The sequence below is a fragment of the Streptomyces sp. NPDC050560 genome (genome assembly GCF_044457285.1).
Classification (GTDB): Bacteria; Actinomycetota; Actinomycetes; order Streptomycetales; family Streptomycetaceae; genus Streptomyces.
Genome location: NZ_JBITGT010000001.1, coordinates 132,391 through 155,159, shown reverse-complemented (window position 1 = coordinate 155,159; position 22,769 = coordinate 132,391). Strand labels below are relative to the sequence as shown.

Below are 22,769 nucleotides of genomic sequence, written 5' to 3'. Positions count from 1 at the left end.
GACCCGCGACCGACCGCACCACCCGCGCACCCCAGGCAAGGACAGCCATGGCCACGCCCCAGACCCCCACCGCCCCCGCGACCGCGGGCCCCCGGGCCCCCGCGACGCGCCTGAGCTTCCGGCTCAACGGCGAGGACGTCGACCTGTACGTCGCCGACCCGACCGCCCCGCTGCTCCAGGTCCTGCGCCACGACCTCGACCTCACCGGCACCAAGGCGGGCTGCGAGATCGGCTACTGCGGCGCCTGCACCGTCATCGTCGACGGCGAGGCCGTCCCCGCCTGCCTCCAGATGGCGGGCCTCGTCGACGGCCGCGACGTACGCACCGTCGAGGGGCTCGAAGGCCCCGGCGGACTCGACCCCGTCCAGGACGCCTTCGTCTCCTGCTCCGGGTTCCAGTGCGGCTTCTGCACCCCGGGGCACGTCATGGCCGTACGCGCGCTCCTCGACCACGACCCGGAGCCGGACGAGGACCGCATACGGCACACCGTCGACGGCAACTACTGCCGCTGCACCGGCTATGTGAAGATCCTCGACTCCGCGCGCGAGGCGGTCGCCAGGCAGCGTGCCGCGAACGACACCGAGGAGGACTGATGTCCACCAGCGAACTCCCCCTCACCGGCGTCGACCTCGGACACGCCGCGCTGCCCCCGCTCATCGGCAGCGCCGTCGAGCGCATCGACGCCGTCGAGAAGGTCACGGGCCGCGCCAGGTACGCCGCCGACACCCGTGTCCCGCGCATGCTGCACGGCGCCGTCGTCCGCTCCCCGCACGCCGCCGCGCGGGTGCTGAGCGTCGACACCGCGCGCGCGAAGCGGCTGCCGGGCGTCCACGCCGTCATCACCGGCGCCGACACCGCGGGCGTCAAGTGGGGCGCCTTCCGCCCCGACCTCTACCCCCTCGCCATCGACCGGGTCCGCTACGTCGGCGACGAGGTCGCCGCGGTCGCCGCCCGCGACCCCGAGACCGCGCGCCGCGCCGCCGAACTCATCCACGTCGAGTACGAGCCGCTGCCCGCCGTCCTCAGCCTCGACGAGGCCCTGGCGGACGGCGCGCCCCTCGTCCACGACGACGCCCCGGGCAACGTCGCCCACGAGTTCGGCTTCGACCGCGGCGGCGTCGACGCCTGGTTCGAGCGCAGCGACGTCGTCGTCGAGGGCACCTGGGAGAGCGCCCGCCAGTGGCACGCCGCCATCGAGACCATCGGCTGCACCGCCGAGTGGTCCCAGGACCGCGTCAGCCTCTGGGTCAACACCCAGACCCCCTTCCTCGCCCGTCAGCGCTACGCCACCGCCCTCGGGCTGCCGCTGCGCGCCGTGCGCGTCGTACAGACCGAGGTCGGCGGCGGCTTCGGCGGGAAGTCGGGCGACGACAACGCCTCCGTCATCTGCGCCCTCCTCGCCCGCAAGGCAGGACGCCCCGTCCAGCTCGTCCACACCCGCGAGGAGGAGTTCCTCGCCAGCCACCCCCGTATCCCCATGCGGTACGCCGTGCGGCTCGGCTTCACCGCCGACGGCCTCGTCACCGCCAAGGACATCCAGGTCACCGCCGACAACGGCGCGTACACCGGCAAGGCGCAGGCCGTGCTCGGCGCCGCCACCGTCCGCCATGACGCCCTCTTCCGCTACCGCGCCGTGCGCGCCCACTCCCGCCTCGTCTACACCAACCTCGAACCCACGGGCGCCTTCCGCGGCTTCGGCAACCCCTCCGCCGACTGGGCCGTCGGCCAGGCGTGGGATCTCGCGGCCGACCGCCTCGGCATCGAGGTGCCTGAGCTGTTCCTGCGCAACGCCGTCGAGGCGGGCAGCGTCTCCCCGCACAACCACAAGATCACCAGTTGTGAGCTGAAGCAGTGCATCAGCAAGGCCGCCAAGGCCATCGACTGGGACGCCAAGCGCGCCGCGCGCCTCCCGAACCGCGGCCTCGCCATGGGCGTCAGCGTCCATGTCTCGGGACGCCGCAGCTTCGGCGACTACGACGGCAGCTCCGCCATCGTCCGCCTCACCGAGGACGGCCGCGCCAGCGTCATCGTCGGCGAGGGCGAGATCGGCACCGGCGCCCGCACCACCCTCGCCCAGATCGCCGCGGCCGAACTCGGCATCCCCGTCGCCGACGTGTCCGTGCCGCGCCCCGACACCGACCTCACCACCCACGCCCTCGGCGCCCTCGCCAGCCGCGTCACCTACGTCGCGGGCAACGCCGTCAAACGCGCCGCCGAGGAGGCGTGCCGGCAACTGCTGCACGCCGCGGAGCGCCAGCTCCACCGCCCCGCCGCCCACCTGTGGGTCGAGGACGGCATCGTGCAGGGCCCGCCGGGGCCCGACGGCGGCGACCCCGTGAGCGCCCCCGTCGGCACCGTCGTACGCGCCGAGCTGTACCGGCCCGACGGGCAGCCCATCGTCGGCGTCGGCTCCTTCGACAACCCCTCCGAGTTCCCCGACCAGCAGCGCTACGGCAACGAGTCCGGCGCCTACAACTTCGTCGCCGAGGCCGCCGAGGTCGAGGTGGACCCGGCCACCGGCACCGTACGCGTCCTCGAACTGGCCGCCGCCGTCGACTGCGGCACCGTCCTCAACCCCCCGCTCGCCGAGGGCCAGGTCGAGGGCGCCATCGCCCAGGGCCTCGGCATGGCCCTCACCGAGCGCTTCGACTGGCGGGCCGGCGCCCCCACCCGGCCCAACTTCGACGCCTACAAGCTGCCCACCGCCGAGGCCATGCCGAAGCTGCACATCGAGTTCGCCGACTCCTACGAGCCCACGGGGCCCTTCGGCGCCAAGGGCGTCGGCGAGATCGCCCTCGACCCGGTGCCCTCGATCGTCGCGAGCGCCGTCGCCGACGCCGTGGGCGTACGCGTCCACGACCTCCCCATCACCGCCGAGAAGATCTTCTGGGGCATGCGCGAGAACCGGCAGCAGCAGGCCGGGCCGCACGACACCGCCCCTGCCACTCAGGAGGGCGACACCCGATGACCACGCTCGACACCGCGCCCCCGCCCACCGACCCGGCGCCCGCCCCCGTCGCCCTCCTCACCCCCGCCACCCTCGACGAGGCGCTGCGCCTGCTCGCCGCCGACGGCACCAGGCCCCTCGGCGGCGGTGTGGGACTCACCCTGCGCCGCCACGACCGCCGCCCGCCCGACGCCACCGCGTTCGTCTCGCTCGCCGCACTCCCCGGCATCAGCGGCGTCACGAGCCGCGAAGGACACCTCACCATCGGCGCGGGCACCACCCTCGACGCCCTCGCCGCCCACCCCGGGGCCGCCCGGCTCTGGCCCGTCGTCACCGAGGCCGCGGGCTCCGTCGCCACCGACCGCATCCGCCGCCTCGTCACCCTCGGCGGCAACGTCGCCGCCCGCGACGAGACCCACGACCCGCCCGTCGCCCTCACCGCCGCCGGGGCCACCGCCACCGTCCGCAGCGCGGGCGGCACCAGGAGCCTCACCATCCCCGAACTCGACCGGCTGCGCCCCGACGAACTCATCCAGGACTTCCGGCTGCCGCCGCCCCCGCCGGGCACCGGCTCCGCCTACGAGAAGTTCCTCGTCCGCGGCGTGTGGGAGTACGCCTGCGTGCACGTCGCCGCCGCCGTCACCCTCGACCCCGCGGGCCGCACCCGGTGGCTGTCCGTCGCCGTCGGTTCCGTCGAGGGCGGGCCCGCCGCGATCGACCCCGACGGCCTCCTCGGCACCCCCGCCAACGCCGCGCTCGTCGAGGCCGTCGCGGACCGCGCGGCCGCCACCACCCGCCCCTTCGACGACGTCAAGGGCTCGGCCGCCTACAAGACCCACATGATCGCCGAGTTCACCCGGCGCGCCCTGACCACCGCCGTCCAACGCGCCGGGAACCGGCCCCCGCACCGCCCAGGAGACCCCCGATGACTGGCACGCCCGCCACGCCCACCCAGGCAGAAGCGGTGACACGCGACGGCGTCACCCTCTCCTACACCCACCACCCCGCGCCCGCGGGCTCCCCCCGTATCGCCTTCGTGCACAGCCTCGCCCTCGACCGCTCCCTGTGGTCCCGGGTCACCGCGCTCCTCGAAGGCCGCGCCGAGATGGTCACCTACGACTGCCGGGGCCACGGCCGCTCCCAGAGGCCCCCCGGCCCCTACACCACAGGACAGTTCGCCGACGACCTCGCCGACCTCCTCACCCACGTCGGCTGGCCCGACGCCACCATCGTGGGCTGCTCCATGGGCGGCTGCGTCGCCCAGGCGTTCGCCGCCGCCCACGCGGGGCGCACCACCGGCGCCCTCTTCGTCGACACCACCGCCTGGTACGGGCCCACCGCCCCCGCCGACTGGGAACAGCGCGCCGCGGCCGCGCGCGCCAAGGGCCTCGACTCCCTCATCCCCTTCCAGCTCACCCGCTGGTTCGGCGACGCCTTCCGGGAGCGGGAGCCCGACCTGATGCGCCACCTCACCGAGGTCTTCACCGCGGGCGACCTCGACTCCTACGAGGCCACCTGCCGCATGCTCGGCACCGCCGACCTCCGCGCCTCCGCGCCCGCCATCCCGCACCCGGTGTCCATCCTCGTCGGCGAGGACGACAAGGCCACCCCGCCCGCCATGGCGAGGGCCCTCGCCGACCTCGTCGCCGACGGCCCCGCCACCGTCGTCCCCGGCACCCGCCACCTCACGCCCCTGGAGCGGCCCACCGCCGTCACCGACGCCCTCGCGGTGCTCCTCGACCGCGTCAGCGCCCACGCCGGAGGAGCCACCGCGTGAACACCCCCGCCACCGAACGCGTCCTCGACACCCACGCCCACCACGTCGGCGCCCACGCCATCCAGCGCATCCGCGAGGACGGCGAACGGCACGGCGTCCGCCTCGTCGCCCAGGACACCGGCGGCAAGGTCCTCACCCGTGTCGACGTCGGGGGCCGGCTGAGCGGCCTCCCCCTGCTGCCCCAGCTCAGTGACGTGCCCGCCCGGCTCGCGTGGATGGCCGCGGCGGGCGTCGACGCGCAGCTCGTCGCCCCCTGGATGGACCTCGCGGGATACGACCTCGACCCCGACGACGGCCTGTGGCTCTCCCGCGTCCAGAACGACTCGGCGGCCGAACTCCGCGCCACCGACGACCGCTTCCTGGTGGCCGCCGCCGTGCCGTTGCAGCATCCCGGGCACGCCGCGGCGGAGCTGCGCCGCGCCGTCACCGAACTCGGGCACAGCGCCGTGCAGATCGGCGCGCGCGTCGGCGAACTCGGCCTCGACGACCCCTCCCTCGCACCCTTCTGGGAGGCCGCGGAGGAACTCGGCACCCCCGTCATCGTGCACCCCGCAGAACTCGACGTGCCCGAGCGGATGCGCCGCCTCTTCCTGCACATCCTCGTCGGCAACCCCTCGGAGACCACCTTCGCCGCCGCCGCCCTCACCCTCGGCGGCGTCCTCGAACGCCACCCGGGTCTGAGGGTGCTCCTCGTCCACGGCGGCGGCTTCTTCCCGTACCAGATCGGCCGCCTCGACCGCGGCTTCACCGCCGCCCCGCCCGCCGCGCGCGCCAAGGGCGAGCTGAGCCCGCGCGAACTGGCCGGGCGGTTCTGGTTCGACACCGTCCTGCACGACGAGGCCGCCCTGCGGCACCTGCTCGACTTCGCCGGGCCCGACCGCGTCGTGCTGGGCAGCGACTACCCGTTCCCGATGCGCCTCGACCGGCCCGTCGACGCGTACGACGCGCTCGGCCCCGAGCCCGGGGCCCGCAGCGCGGTCCTCTCCGGCACCCACCTCATCGACCCCGCACCCACCGCCGACGTCAGTCCGAGAACCCCGACCAGCCCGACCGCTCCACCGCCGCGAGACCCCGCCGCACGATCGACCGGGTGAGCGCCGACGCCAACTCCGCGTCCCGGTCGGCATAGGCCCGCGTCAACCGCCGGTGGTCCTCCACCGACGTCGCGAGCCGGCCGGGCAGCGACAGGCTCAGGTGCCGCAGTTGGAGCGTCCTGACGCCCACCGAGTCCAGCACGTCCCGCACCGTCCCGTTGCCCGCGAGGCTCGCCTCCGTGTTGCGGAACTCCACATTGGCCCAGAAGTACCCGTCCAGCTCAGAAGCCGCCGCGAAATGCTCCAACCGCTCCTGCACCTCGGCCAGCTCACCGATCTCCCGGTCGGTGCAGTGCGCGACGACCCGGCGGCTCACCAGCCCGTACAGCTCCGCCCGCAGCTCGTAGATCTCCCGCACCTCCGCGAGCCCGAGCCGCCGCACCCGCGGCCGCCTGCGCGCCGCGATCTCGACCAGGCCCTCCCGCTCCAGCGTCGCCAGCGCCTCCCGCACCGGGGTGCGGCTGCTGCGGAAGCGCCGCGCGAGATCCACCGAGTTCAGGTCGTCGCCCGGCCGCAGCCGCCCCTCGATGATCGCCGCCCCCACCGACACCAGGATCGCGTCGCCCACGCTCTCGCCGCCGGGGGAGCGGCCGAGCACCCGAAGGATCTCCCGCTCGCCCGCAGTCGGCTCCCCGGTCCGCCCCGGCGACCAGGCGGCCTCCGCCGCCGCTTCCTCCACCGACACTCCCAGCGCACCGCCTCGATCGCCTCGCCCGCGCCTCGCGAAAGGCCCCTCATGGACCACCAGCCAACCACACCCAGGACACCCTGGGTGCTCGGCATCACCGGCGCCAGCGGCACCCCCTACGCCGCCGCCGTGCTGAGGGCGCTGCTCGACGCGGGGGAGTCCGTCGACCTCGTCGTCAGCAGGGCGGCCAGGCTCACCATGCTCGACGAGACCGGCCTCAGCTTCCACGAGTCGCGCTGGCGCACCGACGTCAAGGCGTTCATCGGCCGCGACCCGGGCGACACCGTGGTGTGGAAGGAGAACGACTTCTCCGCGGGCCCCGCGAGCGGCAGCTATCCCACCCGCGGGATGGCCGTCGTCCCCGCCACCACCGCCTCCGTCGCCGGAATCGCCTGCGGCATGAGCAAGGACCTCATCCAGCGCGCCGCCGACGTCACCCTCAAGGAACGCAGAAGGCTCGTCCTCGTACCGCGCGAGGCACCGCTGCGCCGCGTCACCCTCCAGCAGCTCGCCGACCTCTCCGGCGAGGGCGCCGTGGTCGTCCCCGCCTCGCCCGGCTTCTACGCGGGCGCCCGCGACGTCCAGCAGCTCGTCGACTTCGTGGCGGGCAAGGTCCTCGACATCCTCGGCGTCCCCCACACCCTCTACACCCGCTGGAGCGGCACCCTCGGAGCCGCCCGCGCCACCGGTCACGAACAGGGACACGCCACCGGTCCCGACCCGGAGGAGGCCACCCCCGATGCGTGAACTCCTGCCCAGGCTGCGGGCGCTGACCGCCGCCGCCGAGCCCTTCGCCCTCGCCACCGTCGTCACCGTGCGCGGCAGCGCGCCCCGGCTGCCCGGCGCGACGATGGCGGTGACCCGGGAGGGGCGCGTCATCGGCAGCCTCTCCGGCGGCTGTGTCGAGTCCGCCGTCTACGAGGCAGCCCAGGAGGTCCTGGACACCGGCCTGGCCCAGCTCGTCACCTACGGTGTCAGCGACGACGACGCCTTCGCCGTCGGCCTCACCTGCGGCGGCACCCTGGAGATCCTGATCAGGCCCGTCGACCCCCGCGCCCCCGCCTGGACGGCCCTCATGACCGCCCTCGACCACCACCAACCCGCCGCCCTCGCCACCTCCCTCGCGGGCCCCGCGCCCCTGGGCGCCACCCTCCTGGTCCACGGCGCCGCCACCCACGGCACCCTGGGCGCCGACGCCGCGCTCGATCGGACCGCCGCCCAGGAGACCCGGCGGGCGCTGCGCAGCGGCATCACCACCGTGCGCCGGCTCCATCACTGCGAACCGGCCGCCGACCGGCGGGAGGACACCACCCGGCTCTTCGTCCAGGTGCTGCGCCCGCCCGCGCGCATGCTCGTCTTCGGCGCCGTCGACCACGCCGCCGCCACCGCCCGCATCGGCGCCTTCCTCGGCTACCGGGTGACGGTCTGCGACGCCCGCCCCGTCTTCGCCGACGCCGCCCGCTTCCCCGACGCCGACGAGGTGGTGTGCGCCTGGCCGCACGCCTATCTGGAGAAGAACGAACCCGACATCGACGAGCGCACCGCCATCTGCGTCCTCACCCACGACCCGAAGTTCGACATCCCCCTCCTGCTGGCCGCCGTCCGCACCGGCGCCGGCTACATAGGCGTCATGGGCAGCCGCAGGACCCATCGCGACCGTGAGGCCAGGCTGCGCGAGGCCGGGGCCACCGCGGCCGACCTGGCTCGCCTCGCCTCCCCGATCGGCCTGGACCTCGGCGCGAGCACCCCCGAGGAGACGGCGGTCTCCATCGCCGCGGAGATCGTCGCCCTGCGCCACGGCGGCACCGGGCGGCGGCTGACCGAACTGACGGGCGCCATCCACCGCGACCGGCAGGAGGCGGGGGCGGCGTAGCGGGGTGTGTCGCCTGGATCACCGGTTCGTCGGACCGGATGCGGCTGTCGGACCGGCGCTGACGGACAGCCAGATGCGCTCGGGGAGGATGCGTGTCGCCTCGGCGAGGTCCATGTCATGGATGCCGGCAAGCCAGCGGCGCGCGGTCGCCACGATCGGGGCGAGCAGGAGGGACTCGATCAGGGGGAGAGGCAGGTCGGCGAGTTCGCCCGAGGCGATACGGGGCCGAACCCACTGCTCCAGGGGGGAGAGACGGGCCTCCTGAAGGTCGCGCAGCTCTCTGCCGCGGGTCATCGTGTCCCGGTCGGTGTCGGCCATGTGCAGGAACAGCGCGGCGTCCCGGTTGTCGAGGACGAAGCGCATGTACGCCCCGACGAGGGCGTGCACGGCGTCCCGGGTGTTCTCGTGCTGCTGGAGGGCCGTGGTCATCTCCGTGATCAGCACGCCCGTCCAGCGTTCCGCGAGCGCGGTCCGCAAGCCCCGGAGGCTGCCGAAGTGGTGGTAGAGGCTGCCCATGCTGACACCGCTGAGGTCCCGGACTGCCGTGACGGTGAAGCCCTTCTCGCCCTGCGCGAGGTAGACCCGCAAAGCAGCGTCCAGGAGTCGTTCGACGGTGGCTTCCCCGCGGTGCTGCTTGCCGCTCATGCCGCAAGCGTATGCGACACCCCGGATTCTAGAATATTTTTCTAGAAAACGGTTCCATGCGGGTGGTCTGATGTCCCAGACTGGGCATGCCGCCGGGGCGCATCGGGGGTTACGTCCCGGCGGCCCTGTCCGCCAGGCGTGCCCGCTGGTGCGGATGTCCTCCGGCGGAACAGAAGGAGGGGGCGGGGAGGGGCGCGGACATGTCGTCCGAAGCGGGACTGGTCGCCGCGGCAGTCGTCGCGAGCGGGACGGCCGGACTCGCCGACCGCCGCCGCGCCGGTGCTGTTGCCGGACGGGCCATTGGGCGACCCTGACGAAACCGGAAGAGAGAAAGGAACGCCATGGCCAGTAAACGCGCGGACGCGCAGGGCGACTTGATCTTCAAGATCAGTCGGCGCACGGCGAAACAGGCAGACGTGGAGCGTCTCTTTGCGAATTATGAGAACTGGAAAAAAGAATGGCATGGCGAGGTCAGGGCCTACGGCGCACTCACGGACGAACTGGCCCGTGCCTGCGGAGGCAACCGTGGCGAGTGGGGGACTCTGACGGAAGGTGAGCGGGCCGCCCTGACGTATTACTTCGGGCTCTTATGCCTGCCCACCGAGGACAGCATCGAGCGGGACGCCCATGAATTTCGGGGCCTGATCCGGGCCGACGGAACACCCTTGCGTGATTTCGCGCAGTGGTGCCGTCGATTCCTCGGATGGTCATAGGTTCAGACATGCCCGGTCCAACGGGCCAGTGATCGAGACGAAACGTCCTGAAGCGTGTTGCAGAAGGCAGTGAAGGAAGCCATTTCCCTTTTGTGCGCGGGGTGTTGAGGGCTGGGCGGCGGCGCGTACATCAGCACCGGCATCGTCGTCCCGCACCGCAAACGCCCCGGAAAGCGCCCCGGACATGCCCTGCTGCCCGGCGAGGAGGCGGAAAACGCCGAGCACCGCAGGGTACGTCCCCGTGTCGAGCACGCCTTCGCCCGCATGAAGCACTACAAGCCCCTCCGCGACTGCCGCGAGCGCGGAAACGGGCTCCACCACGCGGTCCGAGCCGTCGCCCACATGCACACCTCGCCCTCACCGCATGACCGGGCAGGCCCTGACGGTGACCCTGGCCTGCCCGGACACCACCCTCCGCGACACGCTTCAGCAGGGCGGTCTCACACGCAGGCAAAACGCAACGCGGCCCCACTCCCGTAGGCGGCGACAGGCCGCGTCCGCAGCGGGTCAGGCGGACTCGTTCAGCAGGCGTGACAGGTGTTCCCGGCCCGGGGTGAGGAGGGGAGGGAGCGGGGGTGCCGCGTCGTACCAGCGCTTTTCGTACTCCCAGCAGAGCCAGCCGTCCCAGCCCTCGCGGCTCAGGTGCTCCACCACGTCGGCGAGCGGCAGGATTCCCTCGCCCAGCGGCAGCGGTGTGGTGTCCTCGGCCGAGGCGATGTCCTTGACCTGGAGGTAGCCCAGGTGCGGGGAGAGGGCGGCGAAGCTCTCCTGGGGCTGCTCGCCGCCGAGCCAGGTGTGCATCACGTCCCACAGCGCGCCGACCTGCCGGTGCCCCACCGTGCCCAGTATGCGGATGGCGTCCGCTCCCGTGCGGTGCGAGTCATGGGTCTCCAGCAGGATGCGCACCCCGAGGTCGCCCGCCGTCTCGGCGGCCGTGCCGAGGCGCCGTGCGGCCGCCGCCTCCGCCTCCTCGGCGCTCTGCGAGGGGTCCGCGCCGGGGAAGACCCTGATGTACGGGGCGCCCAGGTCGTGGGCGAGCGCCAGCAGGGACCGGATCTCCTCCACCACCGCCTCGTCGTCGCCGGGGGCCGCGGCGCGGGCGTATCCGGCGAGGCCGAGCAGTTCGATGCCGCTGCTCTCGAAGCGCGCCCGCGCCGCCGCGCGTTCGGTGCCGTCGAGGCCCGGGTGGACGGGTTCCTCCGGGTGGGCGCGGAGTTCGACGCCGTGGTACTCGTGCTCGCTCGCGAGGCGGAGCACGTCGTCGAGGGGGAGCCCTGGTACGCCAAGGGTGGAAAAGGCCAGCTTCATGGGCCGGACCCTATCCGCCCGCTCCCGCCCGAAACACAGTGGCGCGGGGGAGCGGGGCGTCAGGAGGTCAGCGAGAGGTGCCAGTCCTGTCCTGTGAGGTCGGCCCCGAAGGAGTGGTGGGGGGCCTCGGCGGTCAGGGTGAAGCCGTGGCGCTCGTAGATGACGCGGGCCGCGGCGAGGGTGTCGTTCGTCCACAGCACCAGGTCGGTGTAGCCGACGTCGCGGGCGAAGTCGATACAGGCGGTCACCAGCCGGTCGCCGATGCTGAGCCCCCGGGCGGCCGGTTCCACGAGGAGCAGCCGCAGCCGCGCGGTGGCACGGGTCTCGCCGCCGCCGCTTTCGGCGCCCTCCCGGCCCGTGTCCTCGGCGCCCTCGTCCGCGCTCTCCCCGTGCGCCTGCGGCCGGTCCCGTACGCACATCACCGAGCCCACGGGGCGGCCGTCCAGCTCGGCTATCCAGGTGCGCTCCCGACGGGGGTCGTGGTCCCGGGCGTAGTCGGCCACGATCGTGGCCACCAGGGCCTCGTACTCGGCGTTCCAGCCGTGCTCCGACGCGTACAGCGCGCCGTTGCGCGAGATGATCCAGCCGAGGTCGCCGGGGGCCGGGGGGCGCAGGACCACGTCGGCGGGGCCGGGGGCCGCGGGCCGGGACAGGATGCCCGTGATGGTCCGCATGGCCTCGGTGAGCTGGGGCCGGTCGGGCGGTGGCACCTTGTCGACGAGGGCGCCCACCGACTCCCTCGACCGCTCGTCGAGCAGCGCCGCGGTGTCCCTGCCGCTCGGTGTGAGCGCGATGTGCTGGCGGCGCGGGTCACGGCGGGACGGGCCGCGCTCGACCAGGCCGTTCTTCTCGAACTTCGCCAGCAGCCTGCTCAGGTATCCGGCGTCGAGGGACAGCTCCGAGCGGAGGTCGGCGGCGTCGGTGCCCGCGGTGTGGGCGAGTTCGTAGAGGACACGGGCTTCCGTGAGCGTGTAGGGGACGTAGAGGTGGCGGCTGTAGTCCAGGGCGCCGATCAGATTGGTGTAGAAGCGGTTGAACGCCCGGATCTCCGGGACGGGCGGTGGCTGTGCGCCGCCGCTGTCCGCGGGCGGGGCGGTGTCGTACTGCGTGCGGTCCTGCATGAGGTCCCCCGAGCGATGGCCGTGGTGTGTCGGTGCACCAATTTTCTTTGACTGAGTCAAAGGTAAGGCATTCGGGCCCGGTGGAGACAGCCCCGAAAGGGTGAGTTTCGGGGAGGGGCGGGTGGGGGTGCTCCGATCCTGCTGCCGGGGCGCGTACCAACAGGTGCGGTTCCTGGGGCTCTCGGGGTTCACGGGGCCGGTGTGGCGACGGTGGCCGTCGCCGGACGCGGACACACGGCGACCGGCCTCGGCGGGCGGCCCCGGTGGTGGTTCCGCGGTGGTCCCGGTGGGTGGTTGACGCGGGTGGTCCGGCGGGCCGTCGACGCGGGCGGCCCCGGTGGGCGGGTGTGTGGCGGCCGTACTCCGGTGTGCGGGCGGGCGGTTCGGGTCGCCGACCGGGCGTGTCCGCGCTGCCGGGCCCGCGCTGCCGGGCGGTGCCGGGGCGTCGGGCGGCGGTGGCGCTCGTGGGACAACGGCGGGACACGTCCGGTCAACGCGCAGGTGAGGCGGGTCAAGGCTTGGCCAACTCGGCGCCGCCTGTTGTTGGCATGTTCATCCCCGTCTGGCGTCGGTCCTCATCTGCCGCCTGAAGAGTGACGCGCGGCCCCGGCCTCGTGCGACCCCGGAGCCTCCCCCACTCGGAAGACCTCAGGAAGGACACCCATGGCCGAGTTGACTCGACGCAGGCTCCTCGGATCGGCCGCCGGAGCGCTGGGCGGCGCGGCGGCGCTCTCGCTGCTGCCGCCGAGCGTGCAGAAGGCGGTGGCGGCCGGGCCCGCGGCCGACGGCTCGCTGCGGGACGTCGAGCACGTCGTTCTGCTGATGCAGGAGAACCGTTCGTTCGACCACTACTTCGGCACGCTCTCCGGTGTGCGCGGCTTCGGCGACCCCGACGCGCTGAAGCTCCCGAACGGCCGCTCCGTCTTCTACCAGCCCGACGCGGAGAACCCGGAGGGCTACACCCTCCCCTTCCGCCTCAACACCCACACCAGCAGCGCCCAGGCCATCCCCTCGACCAGCCACGCCTGGGCCGTGCAGCACGAGGCGTGGAACGACGGCGCGATGGACAGTTGGCTGCCCGCGCACCGCAAGGCCGACGGCGCCAACGGCCCGTATGTCATGGGCTACCACACCAGGGACGACATCCCGTTCCAGTTCGCCCTCGCCGAGAACTTCACCCTCTGCGACAATTACTTCTGCTCGGTCATGGGCCCCACCTGGCCCAACCGGCTCTACTGGATGACCGGTTCCATCGATCCGGGCGGCCGCCAGGGCGGCCCCGTCATCAGCAACACCGCCCCCTCGCCCTACCGCTGGACCACCTACGCCGAGCGCCTCCAGGCCGCGGGCATCAGTTGGAAGGTGTACCAGCAGGAGGACGACTACGGCTGCAACATGCTGGAGAACTTCCAGACCTTCAAGGACTCCGAGCCCGGCGACGAACTGTACGAGCGCGGGGTGCGCCCGCAGCCCGAGGGCACCTTCGAGGACGACGCGCGCAACGACCGGCTGCCCGCGGTCTCCTGGATCATCCCGACCGGGCCCCAGTCGGAGCACCCCGACTACCTGCCCGCGGCCGGAGCCGACTTCGTCGCGCAGAAGCTGGAGGCCATCGCCTCCAACCCCGAGGTGTGGGCCAAGACCGCGTTCATCCTCAATTACGACGAGAATGACGGGCTGTTCGACCATGTCGTGCCGCCGACGGCGCCCGCGGGCACCGCGGACGAGTACGTCAGCGGGCTGCCGATCGGCGGCGGTTTCCGGGTGCCCGCGATCATCGTGTCGCCCTGGACCGTCGGCGGCTGGGTGGCGAGCGAGTCGTTCGACCACACCTCGGTCTTGCAGTTCCTTGAGCAGTTCACGGGCGTGGCGGAGCCGAACGTGTCTGCCTGGCGCCGTGACACCTTCGGCGACCTGACGTCCGCGTTCCGGTTCTCCACCGCCGCGCCGCAGTCGCCCGAGCTGCCCGACGACACCGCCGAGCAGCTCGAACAGGCCCAGCACGACGTGGAGACGCTGCCGAAGCCCCCGCTCCCTTCCACCGGCCAGAAGCCCCCGGTCCAGGAGCCGGGCGACCGCCCGCACACCTGACCGGCGCCGGGCCCACGGCCCGCGCCGCACCCCCACCCCCGCCGGGCCCCGGAGCCACCCTCCGGGGCCCGTCCGGCGTCCAGCCCCTGCGGTGCGCGTGGACCCCCTCCCTCCCGCCGCGCGAGCGCGCCCTTAGGGGTGACTGACGTGGGGTAGACGAGGCTCTTGTGCCCTCCCATCGGCCGACTTCCGTCGGCCGTTCGGTTGATGCGGACGTGCACGGGGGACGGTTCAGTGTTCTGAGCTGAGCAGGAAGGAAGCTGTGATGAAGACACCACGACGCCCGGGATGGCGTCTGTCCTTGGCGGCCGTGACCGCGCTTGTCCTGTCGGCTGCCGGGTGCTCGGGCGGGAAGGACTCCCCGGACGCCGCGGACTCCGGCTCCATGGCCCCGGACACGGTCACCACGTCCACCGGGACCTACCGGGGGAGCACCACGGACCACGCGCGTGTCTTCCGCGGCATCCGGTACGCGCAGGCGCCGACCGGTGACCGCCGCTGGACCCTGCCACGCGCCGCCACGGCGCCCAAGGGGGTGCGCCAGGCCACGAAGGCGGGCCCGGGCTGCGCCCAGGCGGCAGGGTCGAAGACGTCCGGCTCCGAGGACTGCCTGTTCCTCGACGTCACCACGCCGCGCGACACCAAGAAGGGCGAGAAGCTGCCCGTCATGGTGTGGTGGCACGGCGGCGGCTACACCAGCGGGGCGGGCTCCGAGTACGACGCCCAGCGGCTGGCGGACCAGGGCCGGGTCATGGTGGTCACCGCCAACTACCGTCTTGGCGCCTTCGGCTACTACGGCCTCGACGGCCTCAAGGGCGCGGGCACCTTCGGCCTCGCCGACCAGATCGAGAGCCTGCGGTGGGCGAAGCGCAACGCGGGCGGCTTCGGCGGCGACGCGGACAACATCACCGTGTTCGGCCAGTCCGCGGGCGGGATGTCCACCTGTGCGCTGCTGACCGCGCCCGAGGCCCGCGGCCTCGTCGACAAGGCCGCCGTCATGTCCGGCTCCTGCGCGCTCGACTGGCCCACCGGCGCGCTGTTCCCCGGCACGCCGCCCCAGACCCCCTACATCGCCTTGGCCAAGAACAGGGCCGAGAGCGCGGCCGCCGCCAAGAAGCTCGGCTGCACCGGCGACGACAGGCTCGCCTGCCTGCGCAAGCTGCCCACGGAGAAGATCGTCGCTCTCGGCCAGGCGTTCTCCGACCACCTCTCCTACGCGACGCCGCTGCTGCCGGTCGACCCCGCGACCGCGCTCGCCAAGGGGGACGTCGCGAAGGTGCCGGTCATCTCGGGCGGCACCGCGAACGAGGCCCGTTCGTTCGTCGCCGGAGCCGTGGCGGCCGACCCGCACGCGGTGACCGCGAGGACGTATCCGCGCCTGCTGGCGGCGGCTTTCGGGAAGCAGGACGCCAAGCGGGTCGCGGAGACCTATCCGCTGTCCCGCTTCGACTCGGCCGCGCTCGCCTGGGCCGCCGTCGTGACGGACTCCTCATGGTCCTGCCCGACCGAGCGGGCCAACCGGGAACTGGCGCGGCACACCACCGTGTACGCCTACGAGTTCGCGGACCCCGACGCCCCCGACGTCAACCAGCTCGCGTCCGCGGGCGTCCCGCTGGGGGCCACCCACGCCACCGACATGCCCTACCTGTTCGACCTCCTGGGCAAGGACCTGCTGCGCGGTGACGCCCAGCACACCCTCTCGAAGGACATGATCGCGTACTGGAGCTCCTTCGCCCACACCGGCAAGCCGAAGTCCACGGCGGGGGAGTGGAGCCCGAAGCTGGCCGCCGGGGGACAGGCGCTCTCCCTCGCGCCCGCGAAGGTGCGGCCGGTGGACGTGGCCGCCGAGCACCACTGCGACTTCTGGCAGGACGTCAAGGGCTGACGGGCACACGCCAGGCCGCACCGCTCCCCTGAGGGCGGGGCGGTGGCGCCGCGGGGCACCACCGCCCCCGTCGGCTCAGCCCTCCTTGACGCCCACGTGCACCGTCTGCGCGGCCAGTACGTACACGTCCTCGCGCCTCGCCAGCCCGTCCGGGGACTCCGGGTCGAGGAGCCGGTCGAGCGCGGCGGCGTCCTCGGGGGCCAGGGCGGGGGCGAGGCCGTCGCGGCGGCGCTGGAACTCGTCGGTCACATACGCGCGCGTCTCGTCGTCGAGCGGCGCAGGGAGGTCGAGCAGGAACGTACGGGTCGCCGTCCGCGAGAACCCCGCCTCGCGCAGCAGCGCGGGCCAGTCCTCGCGCACCGCCAGGGCGCCGGGCAGCTCCGCGCGCATCGCGCTGAACAGCTCCTGCTCCGCCGCGTCGAGGCGGCTTTCGAGGCCGGGACGGCCCACCCCGGTGTCGCGCGGCAGACAGCGCGACGGCAGCCCGCCCTCCAGCAGCGCGAGTACGCCGCCAGGCGCCGTCCGGGCCGCGAGCGCCCTGATCGCCGCGAGCTGGTCGCCGACGTGGTGCAGGGAGCGCCCGGCCCATGTCAGGTCCACCGGGCCCAGCGTCTCCAGGCCGCCGGGCAACTGCGCCGTGAGGGTGTCCACCCGCTCCGAGAGGCCGAGCCGCGCCGCACGCTCACGCGCGCGTGTGAGCAGTTCGCCCTCCCCGTCCACCGCCACCGCGCGCGCCCCGGGGAAGTGCTCGGCCAGCAGACAGGTCACCACGCCTGGACCGCTGCCCACGTCCGCGACCAGACGCGGAGCGGGCACCGTCTCGCCGAGCCACGCCGCGATCCGCCGGTAGACGGGGGCGTATACTGCGGCGCTCCGCTCAAGCACCGGGCCCATCGCCGCCCAGTCGAGGTCCGCGTGCGCATGACCGTGCGCGTGTCCCGCGTGTGTCGCGTGCCCCGCGTGCTCGCCATCCTCCCCGTGCCGCTGCTCCGGGTGTCCCTGCCCCGGTGCCGTGCTGTCGTGCCCCGCGCGCCGCGCGCGCGGCTCGGTTCCGTGAACGTGCTGATCAGCCATGCCGCTGCCCTTCCGCTGCCCCCGTCTGCGGGGGGTGGTGACGAACGGCTCCCACCGTGCGTTCCCGGCCCCCGGGGCGCCAAGAGAGCTTGCCGTATCGGCAAGACATGCCCCCGCCACACGGCTCCTGAGGCACGACGCGCGGTGCGACCCGGCAGGCACGGCTCGGCAGGTACGGCCCCGGCGGGTCCGGTGCGGCAGGTGCGACGAGGCAGGCACGGGCCCCCGGCACCCTGGCCCGTACCGCGCGCGTTATGACCGCCGCCGTACGCCCCCGCCGTGCCCCCTCGGCCGCCCGCCGCTCAGGCCGCCGCCCCCGTGGACCCCCGTACCATCAGCTCCCCCTGGATGGTGGCGATCCCGCCCGGCGGCTCCGGGTCGCGGCCCACGGCGATACGGCCCGCGCGGGCGCCCGCCGACTGGAGCGGGAGGCGGACGGTGGTCAGCGCGGGCACCGCGTCGACGCTGAAGGGCAGGTCGTCGAAGCCGGCCACCGAGACCGCGCCGGGGATCGTGACCCCCCGGTCCCGCAGCGCCGCGCAGGCGCCGAGCGCCACGGTGTCGTTCGCGGCGACCACCGCCGTGATGCCCGGGTCCCTGCGCAGCAGTTCCAGGGTCGCGTCATAGCCGGAGCGGCGGTCGTAGGGGCCGTGCAGGACCAGCGCGGGGTCGTCGGGCACCCCGAGCGCCGCCAGCGCCGCGCGGTGGCCTTCGAGCCGGTGCCGGGTGGTCGTGCGGTCCTCGGGACCCGCGATGTAGGCCACTCTGCGGTGCCCGAGGCCGAGGAGGTGTTCCGTGAGGCGCTGTCCGCCGCCGCGGTTGTCGAAGGTCAGCGCGACCGCGCCGGTGTCGGGCATCGGGGGCCTGCCGCACAGCACCACGCGCGTGCCCGCGTCGCGCAGCCGCCGCAGCTTGCCCCCGAGGGCCGCCAAATGCTCCGGGTTCTCCAGGGCGCCGCCCGTGATGACCACGGCCGCGGCGCGCTGGCGTTGCAGCAGCGTCAGATACGTCAGCTCGCGCTCGGGCGAGCCGCCGGTGTTGCACACCACCGCCATCCGCTCGCCGCCCGCGCGCGCCCCGGGTCCGCCCAGCTCCGACTGCACCGCGCCCGCCATGATCCCGAAGAACGGGTCCGCGATGTCGTTGACGAGGATGCCGACCAGGTCGGAGGTGGCGGCGGCGAGCGCGCTCGCGGGGCCGTTCAGCACATAGTCGAGTTCGTCCACCGCGCGCAGCACGCGCTCCCTGGTCGCGGCCGCCACCGGGTAGTTGCCGTTCAGCACGCGCGAGACGGTCGCGGGCGACACCTGGGCGCGCTCCGCCACGTCCGCCAGGGTCACGGTCATCTGGTCGTCCTCCACGTCGTCGCACACACGTCGTCCCGCACACACGTCGTCCCGCACCCACGCCAGTCCCGCAGACGGCGTCTCCCACACACGCGTCGTCCCATCCGCCCCGTCCGCCGGGCGTCGTCCCCCAGGCGTCGCCGCACCACCCACCCCATCTGCCGCGCCCGGCCCCGGCGCCGTAGGACCGCGTCTCCCACCACACACAGGCCGCCATCCCACGTCCCACCACGTCCCACGCCCGGCCGCCCCGTCCGCCGCCCGTCGGGCACACGCGCGTATGCCACTCGCCGCACCGGAGAGACACGCGGGCACCGCCGCTCACCCCTCGGACCCGCCCTTGCCCCACAACCCGTGCAGAGGCTAGCTTCTCCGGGGATAGAAAGCGCTTGCTACGATACCGGCGGCGCGGCTCGGGCGCCAAGAACCCGGGCCCGGGCGGCCGTATGGAGGGAAAGCCGTGACACGCAAGACGGTGCGAATCGCCATGAACGGCGTGACCGGGCGGATGGGCTACCGCCAGCATCTGGTCCGCTCGCTGCTCGCGCTGCGCGAGCAGGGCGGCCTCGACCTCGGCGACGGCACGGTGCTGTGGCCCGAGCCCGTGCTCGTCGGCCGCAGGGAGCACGCGCTCAGGGCGCTCGCCGAGAAGCACGGTCTTGAGCACTGGAGCACGGACCTGGACGCGGTGCTCGCCGACCCCGGCCTCGACATCTACTTCGACGCCCAGGTCACGGCCGCCCGCGAGGAGGCCATCAAGAAGGCCATCGCGGCGGGCAAGCACATCTACACGGAGAAGCCCGTCGCCACCGGCCTCGCGGGCGCCCTCGACCTGGCGCGGCTCGCCAGGGAGGCCGGGATCAGGCACGGCGTCGTACAGGACAAGCTGTTCCTGCCGGGACTGCTGAAGCTCAAGCGGCTGATCGACGGCGGCTTCTTCGGCCGCATCCTGTCGGTGCGCGGCGAGTTCGGCTACTGGGTTTTCGAGGGCGACTGGCAGGAGGCACAGCGCCCGTCCTGGAACTACCGCAAGGAGGACGGCGGCGGCATCGTCGTGGACATGTTCCCGCACTGGGAGTACGTCATGCACGAGCTGTTCGGCCGGGTCAAGACCGTGCAGGCACTCGCGGCGACCCATATCCCGCGCCGCTGGGACGAGCACGGCGAGGGCTACGAGGCCACCGCCGACGACTCCGCGTACGGCATCTTCGAGCTGGAGGGCGGCGCGATCGCCCAGATCAACTCCTCCTGGGCGGTCAGGGTCAACCGGGACGAGCTGGTGGAGTTCCAGGTCGACGGCACCGAGGGCTCCGCCGTGGCCGGTCTTCGCCGCTGCCGTGTGCAGCACCGCAGCGCCACCCCCAAGCCGGTGTGGAACCCGGACCTGCCCGCCACGCACGCGTTCCGCGAGCAGTGGCAGGAGGTGCCCGACAACACCGAGTTCGACAACGGCTTCAAGGCGCAGTGGGAGCTGTTCCTGCGGCATGTGTACGCGGACGCCCCCTACCGCTGGGACCTGGTGGCGGGGGCGCGCGGCGTGCAGCTCGCCGAGCTTGGCCTGAAGTCCGCCGCCGAGGGGCGCCGTCTCGACGTCCCCGAGCTGGACGTGCAGTGATCCCCCCGCCCACCGCCGCCGCGGCCCGTGGCGGCCGCCCAGGGCCCGCGCCCTCGACCCAGGGAGCCACCCCGTGACCCTCCGACTTCCCGACGCGTCGGGCGCCCTGCGCGCGCACACCCCCCGCGAGGCGCCGCCCGCCGCCGCGTCCTGCGGCGGCCCGCTCGTCTCGCGCACCGTCTTCGCCGCCGCCCATGTCGTCGCCGACCCGTACGCCGACACCAGCCCCGAAGGCCCGGCCGCCGTCGACTGGGACGCCACGCTCGCCTTCCGCCGCCACCTGTGGGCGCAGGGCCTCGGCGTGGCGGAGGCCATGGACACCGCGCAGCGCGGCATGGGCCTCGACTGGCCGGGCGCCGCCGAGCTGATCCGCCGCTCGGCCGCCGAGGCCAGGGCCGAGGGCGCGCCGATCGCCTGCGGTGTCGGCACCGACCAACTGCCCGCGCACGGCGCCGGTCTCGACGCGGTCCGCGCGGCCTACGAGGAGCAGCTCGCCCTCGTCCAGGACAGCGGCGCACAGGCCATCCTGATGGCCTCACGGGCGCTCGCCGCCGCCGCGCGCGGCCCCGAGGACTACCAGGAGCTGTACGGCCACCTGCTGCGCCAGGCCGACCGCCCGGTGATCCTGCACTGGCTCGGCCCGATGTTCGACCCCGCGCTCGACGGCTACTGGGGCAGCGCCGACCTGGACGCCGCCACCGAGACGTTCCTGCGGGTCATCGCCGAGCACCCGGACAAGGTCGACGGGATCAAGATGTCCCTGCTCGACGCGGACCGGGAGATCGGAGTGCGGCGGCGGCTGCCCGACGGGGTGCGCTGCTACACGGGCGACGACTTCAACTACCCCAGCCTCATCGCGGGCGACGAGCAGGGCTTCAGCCATGCGCTGCTCGGCATCTTCGACCCGCTGGGGCCGCTCGCGGCGCGCGCGGTGCGGGTGTTGGACGCGGGGGGCCAGGAAGCCCCCGAAGACCGCGACGGCTTCAGGAAGGTGCTCGACCCCACCGTCGAGCTGTCCCGCCACCTGTTCGAGGCGCCCACCCGCTTCTACAAGACGGGCGTGGTGTTCCTTGCCTGGCTCGCCGGGCACCAGGACCACTTCGCGATGGTCGGGGGCCTCCAGTCGGCACGCTCGCTGCCGCACCTCGCGCGCGCGTACGAACTCGCCGACGGCCTCGGCCTGTTCCCCGACCCCCAGCTCGCGGAGGCGCGCATGGCGTCCCTGCTGTCCCTGTACGGAGTCCCCGCATGAGCGCCGCCGACCCCCGCTTCAGCATCAACCAGATGACCGTGAAGCAGTTGTCGCTCCCCGAACTCGTCGACGCGTGCACGGCGCTCGGGGTGCGCGGCGTCGGCCTGTGGCGCGAGCCCGTGCGCGCGTACGGGCTCAAGGCCGCGGCCGGCCTGGTGCGCGGTGCGGGGCTCGCGGTGACGACGCTGTGCCGCGGCGGGTTCCTCACCGCCGCGGAACCGGCGGGCCGCGCCACCGCCCTGGACGACAACCGCGCCGCCATCGACGAGGCGGCGGCGCTCGGCACCGGTGTGCTCGTGCTGGTCTCCGGTGGCCTGCCGGAGGGCAGCGGTGACCTGGTGGGCGCGCGCCTCAGGATCGTGGACGCGCTCGGCGAACTCGCCCCGTACGCGGCCGAGCGCGGTGTGCGGCTCGCGGTCGAGCCGCTGCACCCGATGTTCGCGTCCGACCGCTGTGTGGTCTCCACGCTCGCCCAGGCGCTCGACATCGCCGAGCACTTCCCCGCCGAGCAGGTCGGGGTGTGCGTGGACACGTACCACATCTGGTGGGACGACGCGGCTCCCGCACAGGTCGAGCGGGCCGGTGCGGGCGGGCGCATCTGCACCTTCCAGCTCGCGGACTGGATCACCCCGCTGCCCGCGGGCGTCCTCAACGGCCGGGGCCAGATCGGGGACGGCTGTATCGACATGCGCGCGTGGGACGCGCGCGTGGCGGCCGCCGGGTACCGGGGCCCCGTCGAGGTCGAGCTGTTCAACGACGGCCTGTGGGCGGGCGACGGGCGTGAGCTGCTGACCGAGACGGCGAGGCGGTTCACCGCACACGTGGGGTGAACCGCACGTGGGATGAACCGCCTCGCCGCCCGGCCGGGCGTACGTGCCCCCGGGACGCCGGAGCCTGGCGTCCCGGGGGCACCCGGGGGCGGACGTCCACCGTCCCCGGGTCCTGGACCGGTCAGCAGATGATGTCGATGCTGCGCCAGCCGAAGCCGGTGAGCTGCTCGGCGTTGCGGTTGCTCGCCAGCGTGAACACGGCGGAGCCCTGTGCGTTGGGGGTGTTGAACATCCGGCCGCTCTGGCCGTCCGAGTACCACTTGTAGGAGCCGTGGTAGGTGATGTTCGACACCCCGCAGGCCCTGACGACCTGCTGGCGGCCCGTGAAGTGGTCCCCCTCGTAGGCGACGAAGGTCGAGGCGAGCGCGGTGCCCGCGCCGATGCCCAGCAGGGCGGTGAGGGCGGCGGCGACGGTGGCGATCCTCTTGAGCATGCGGTGCCTCCAGAAGTGGCGTCGGGACGGGGCGCTTCCGGTCGGCGGGGCGCCAGGAGGGGGACTTCGAGCCGGGA

General features: G+C 73.7%; 20 protein-coding genes and 1 pseudogene. 14 read left to right on the top strand and 7 right to left on the bottom strand.

The genetic code is table 11. From position 1 onward, the window contains the following. Positions 1 to 47: 47 nt before the first annotated feature. From ACIBIW_RS00695 to ACIBIW_RS00675, 5 genes are read left to right on the top strand one after another with little or no spacing between them, the layout of a single operon-like run. The gene (locus ACIBIW_RS00695) at positions 48 to 593 is read left to right on the top strand and encodes a (2Fe-2S)-binding protein (RefSeq protein ID WP_399330396.1); all 546 of its coding nucleotides are present in this window, start codon (positions 48 to 50) and stop codon (positions 591 to 593) included. Continuing rightward, positions 593 to 2,968, top strand: coding sequence for a xanthine dehydrogenase family protein molybdopterin-binding subunit (locus tag ACIBIW_RS00690; RefSeq protein ID WP_399330394.1), 2,376 nt, complete (start codon positions 593 to 595; stop codon positions 2,966 to 2,968). The genes ACIBIW_RS00695 and ACIBIW_RS00690 overlap by 1 nt, the downstream gene beginning before the upstream one ends. Then, a complete protein-coding gene (locus ACIBIW_RS00685; RefSeq protein ID WP_399330393.1) occupies positions 2,965 to 3,876 on the top strand; it encodes an FAD binding domain-containing protein in 912 nt (303 codons plus the stop codon). The genes ACIBIW_RS00690 and ACIBIW_RS00685 overlap by 4 nt, the downstream gene beginning before the upstream one ends. Beyond that, a complete protein-coding gene (locus ACIBIW_RS00680) occupies positions 3,873 to 4,724 on the top strand; it encodes an alpha/beta fold hydrolase (protein ID WP_399330391.1) in 852 nt (283 codons plus the stop codon). Before ACIBIW_RS00685 ends, ACIBIW_RS00680 begins: the two co-directional genes overlap by 4 nt. Next, the gene (locus tag ACIBIW_RS00675) at positions 4,721 to 5,818 is read left to right on the top strand and encodes an amidohydrolase family protein (protein ID WP_399330389.1); all 1,098 of its coding nucleotides are present in this window, start codon (positions 4,721 to 4,723) and stop codon (positions 5,816 to 5,818) included. Before ACIBIW_RS00680 ends, ACIBIW_RS00675 begins: the two co-directional genes overlap by 4 nt. Here the strand turns inward: ACIBIW_RS00675 and ACIBIW_RS00670 are convergent. Then, positions 5,748 to 6,497 (bottom strand): GntR family transcriptional regulator, encoded by a 750-nt coding sequence (locus ACIBIW_RS00670; RefSeq protein WP_399330387.1) that lies wholly within the window; start codon positions 6,495 to 6,497, stop codon positions 5,748 to 5,750. The two genes, ACIBIW_RS00675 and ACIBIW_RS00670, sit on opposite strands and share 71 nt — an antisense overlap. 57 nt (positions 6,498 to 6,554) lie before the next feature. Here ACIBIW_RS00670 and ACIBIW_RS00665 point away from each other — a divergent pair, with 57 nt between their 5' ends. Then, the gene (locus ACIBIW_RS00665) at positions 6,555 to 7,253 is read left to right on the top strand and encodes a UbiX family flavin prenyltransferase (RefSeq protein WP_399330385.1); all 699 of its coding nucleotides are present in this window, start codon (positions 6,555 to 6,557) and stop codon (positions 7,251 to 7,253) included. After that, positions 7,246 to 8,379, top strand: coding sequence for an XdhC family protein (locus ACIBIW_RS00660; protein WP_399330383.1), 1,134 nt, complete (start codon positions 7,246 to 7,248; stop codon positions 8,377 to 8,379). Before ACIBIW_RS00665 ends, ACIBIW_RS00660 begins: the two co-directional genes overlap by 8 nt. An 18-nt stretch (positions 8,380 to 8,397) precedes the next feature. Here the strand turns inward: ACIBIW_RS00660 and ACIBIW_RS00655 are convergent, their stop codons facing one another. Then, entirely contained in the window at positions 8,398 to 9,024 is a 627-nt protein-coding gene (locus tag ACIBIW_RS00655) for a TetR/AcrR family transcriptional regulator (RefSeq protein ID WP_399330381.1), read from the bottom strand. Positions 9,025 to 9,365: 341 nt separating this feature from the next. On the opposite strand from ACIBIW_RS00655, the gene ACIBIW_RS00650 reads away from it, so the two are divergent. Together ACIBIW_RS00650 and ACIBIW_RS00645 are read left to right on the top strand one after the other, a co-directional pair. Beyond that, positions 9,366 to 9,737, top strand: a complete 372-nt coding sequence (locus tag ACIBIW_RS00650) for a hypothetical protein (protein WP_399330380.1) — start codon at positions 9,366 to 9,368, stop codon at positions 9,735 to 9,737. A 111-nt stretch (positions 9,738 to 9,848) separates the two neighbouring features. Next, positions 9,849 to 10,085: pseudogene (locus ACIBIW_RS00645) on the top strand (IS5/IS1182 family transposase); the annotation flags it as partial. A 159-nt stretch (positions 10,086 to 10,244) separates the two neighbouring features. Here ACIBIW_RS00645 and ACIBIW_RS00640 read toward each other — a convergent pair. Together ACIBIW_RS00640 and ACIBIW_RS00635 are read right to left on the bottom strand one after the other, a co-directional pair. Continuing rightward, positions 10,245 to 11,045 (bottom strand): sugar phosphate isomerase/epimerase family protein, encoded by an 801-nt coding sequence (locus ACIBIW_RS00640; RefSeq protein ID WP_399330378.1) that lies wholly within the window; start codon positions 11,043 to 11,045, stop codon positions 10,245 to 10,247. A 59-nt stretch (positions 11,046 to 11,104) separates the two neighbouring features. Next, entirely contained in the window at positions 11,105 to 12,166 is a 1,062-nt protein-coding gene (locus ACIBIW_RS00635) for a GNAT family N-acetyltransferase (RefSeq protein WP_399330376.1), read from the bottom strand. A gap of 663 nt (positions 12,167 to 12,829) precedes the next feature. Here ACIBIW_RS00635 and ACIBIW_RS00630 point away from each other — a divergent pair. After that, a complete protein-coding gene (locus ACIBIW_RS00630) occupies positions 12,830 to 14,257 on the top strand; it encodes an alkaline phosphatase family protein (RefSeq protein WP_399330374.1) in 1,428 nt (475 codons plus the stop codon). A gap of 310 nt (positions 14,258 to 14,567) precedes the next feature. Beyond that, positions 14,568 to 16,142 carry a carboxylesterase/lipase family protein gene (locus ACIBIW_RS00625; RefSeq protein ID WP_399330372.1) on the top strand — a complete coding sequence of 525 codons (1,575 nt, stop codon included), beginning with the start codon at positions 14,568 to 14,570 and terminating at the stop codon, positions 16,140 to 16,142. A 75-nt stretch (positions 16,143 to 16,217) separates the two neighbouring features. Here ACIBIW_RS00625 and ACIBIW_RS00620 read toward each other — a convergent pair whose 3' ends face one another. Then, a complete protein-coding gene (locus tag ACIBIW_RS00620) occupies positions 16,218 to 17,216 on the bottom strand; it encodes a class I SAM-dependent methyltransferase (protein WP_399330370.1) in 999 nt (332 codons plus the stop codon). A 302-nt stretch (positions 17,217 to 17,518) separates the two neighbouring features. Further along, positions 17,519 to 18,562, bottom strand: a complete 1,044-nt coding sequence (locus tag ACIBIW_RS00615) for a LacI family DNA-binding transcriptional regulator (RefSeq protein WP_399330368.1) — start codon at positions 18,560 to 18,562, stop codon at positions 17,519 to 17,521. 460 nt (positions 18,563 to 19,022) lie between these two features. Between ACIBIW_RS00615 and ACIBIW_RS00610 the strand changes: the two genes are divergently transcribed. The 3 genes from ACIBIW_RS00610 to ACIBIW_RS00600 all read left to right on the top strand — a co-directional run bounded on the left by ACIBIW_RS00610 (position 19,023) and on the right by ACIBIW_RS00600 (position 22,259). Continuing rightward, on the top strand, positions 19,023 to 20,177 hold the full coding sequence (locus tag ACIBIW_RS00610) for a Gfo/Idh/MocA family protein (protein WP_399330366.1): 1,155 nt from the start codon (positions 19,023 to 19,025) through the stop codon (positions 20,175 to 20,177). Between the two features lie 73 nt (positions 20,178 to 20,250). Next, positions 20,251 to 21,429, top strand: coding sequence for a dihydrodipicolinate synthase family protein (locus ACIBIW_RS00605; RefSeq protein WP_399330364.1), 1,179 nt, complete (start codon positions 20,251 to 20,253; stop codon positions 21,427 to 21,429). Then, entirely contained in the window at positions 21,426 to 22,259 is an 834-nt protein-coding gene (locus tag ACIBIW_RS00600; RefSeq protein ID WP_399330362.1) for a sugar phosphate isomerase/epimerase family protein, read from the top strand. Before ACIBIW_RS00605 ends, ACIBIW_RS00600 begins: the two co-directional genes overlap by 4 nt. 121 nt (positions 22,260 to 22,380) lie before the next feature. Here ACIBIW_RS00600 and ACIBIW_RS00595 read toward each other — a convergent pair whose 3' ends face one another. Next, positions 22,381 to 22,692 (bottom strand): MiAMP1 family antimicrobial peptide, encoded by a 312-nt coding sequence (locus ACIBIW_RS00595; RefSeq protein WP_399330360.1) that lies wholly within the window; start codon positions 22,690 to 22,692, stop codon positions 22,381 to 22,383. Between the last annotated feature and the right edge of the window lie 77 nt (positions 22,693 to 22,769).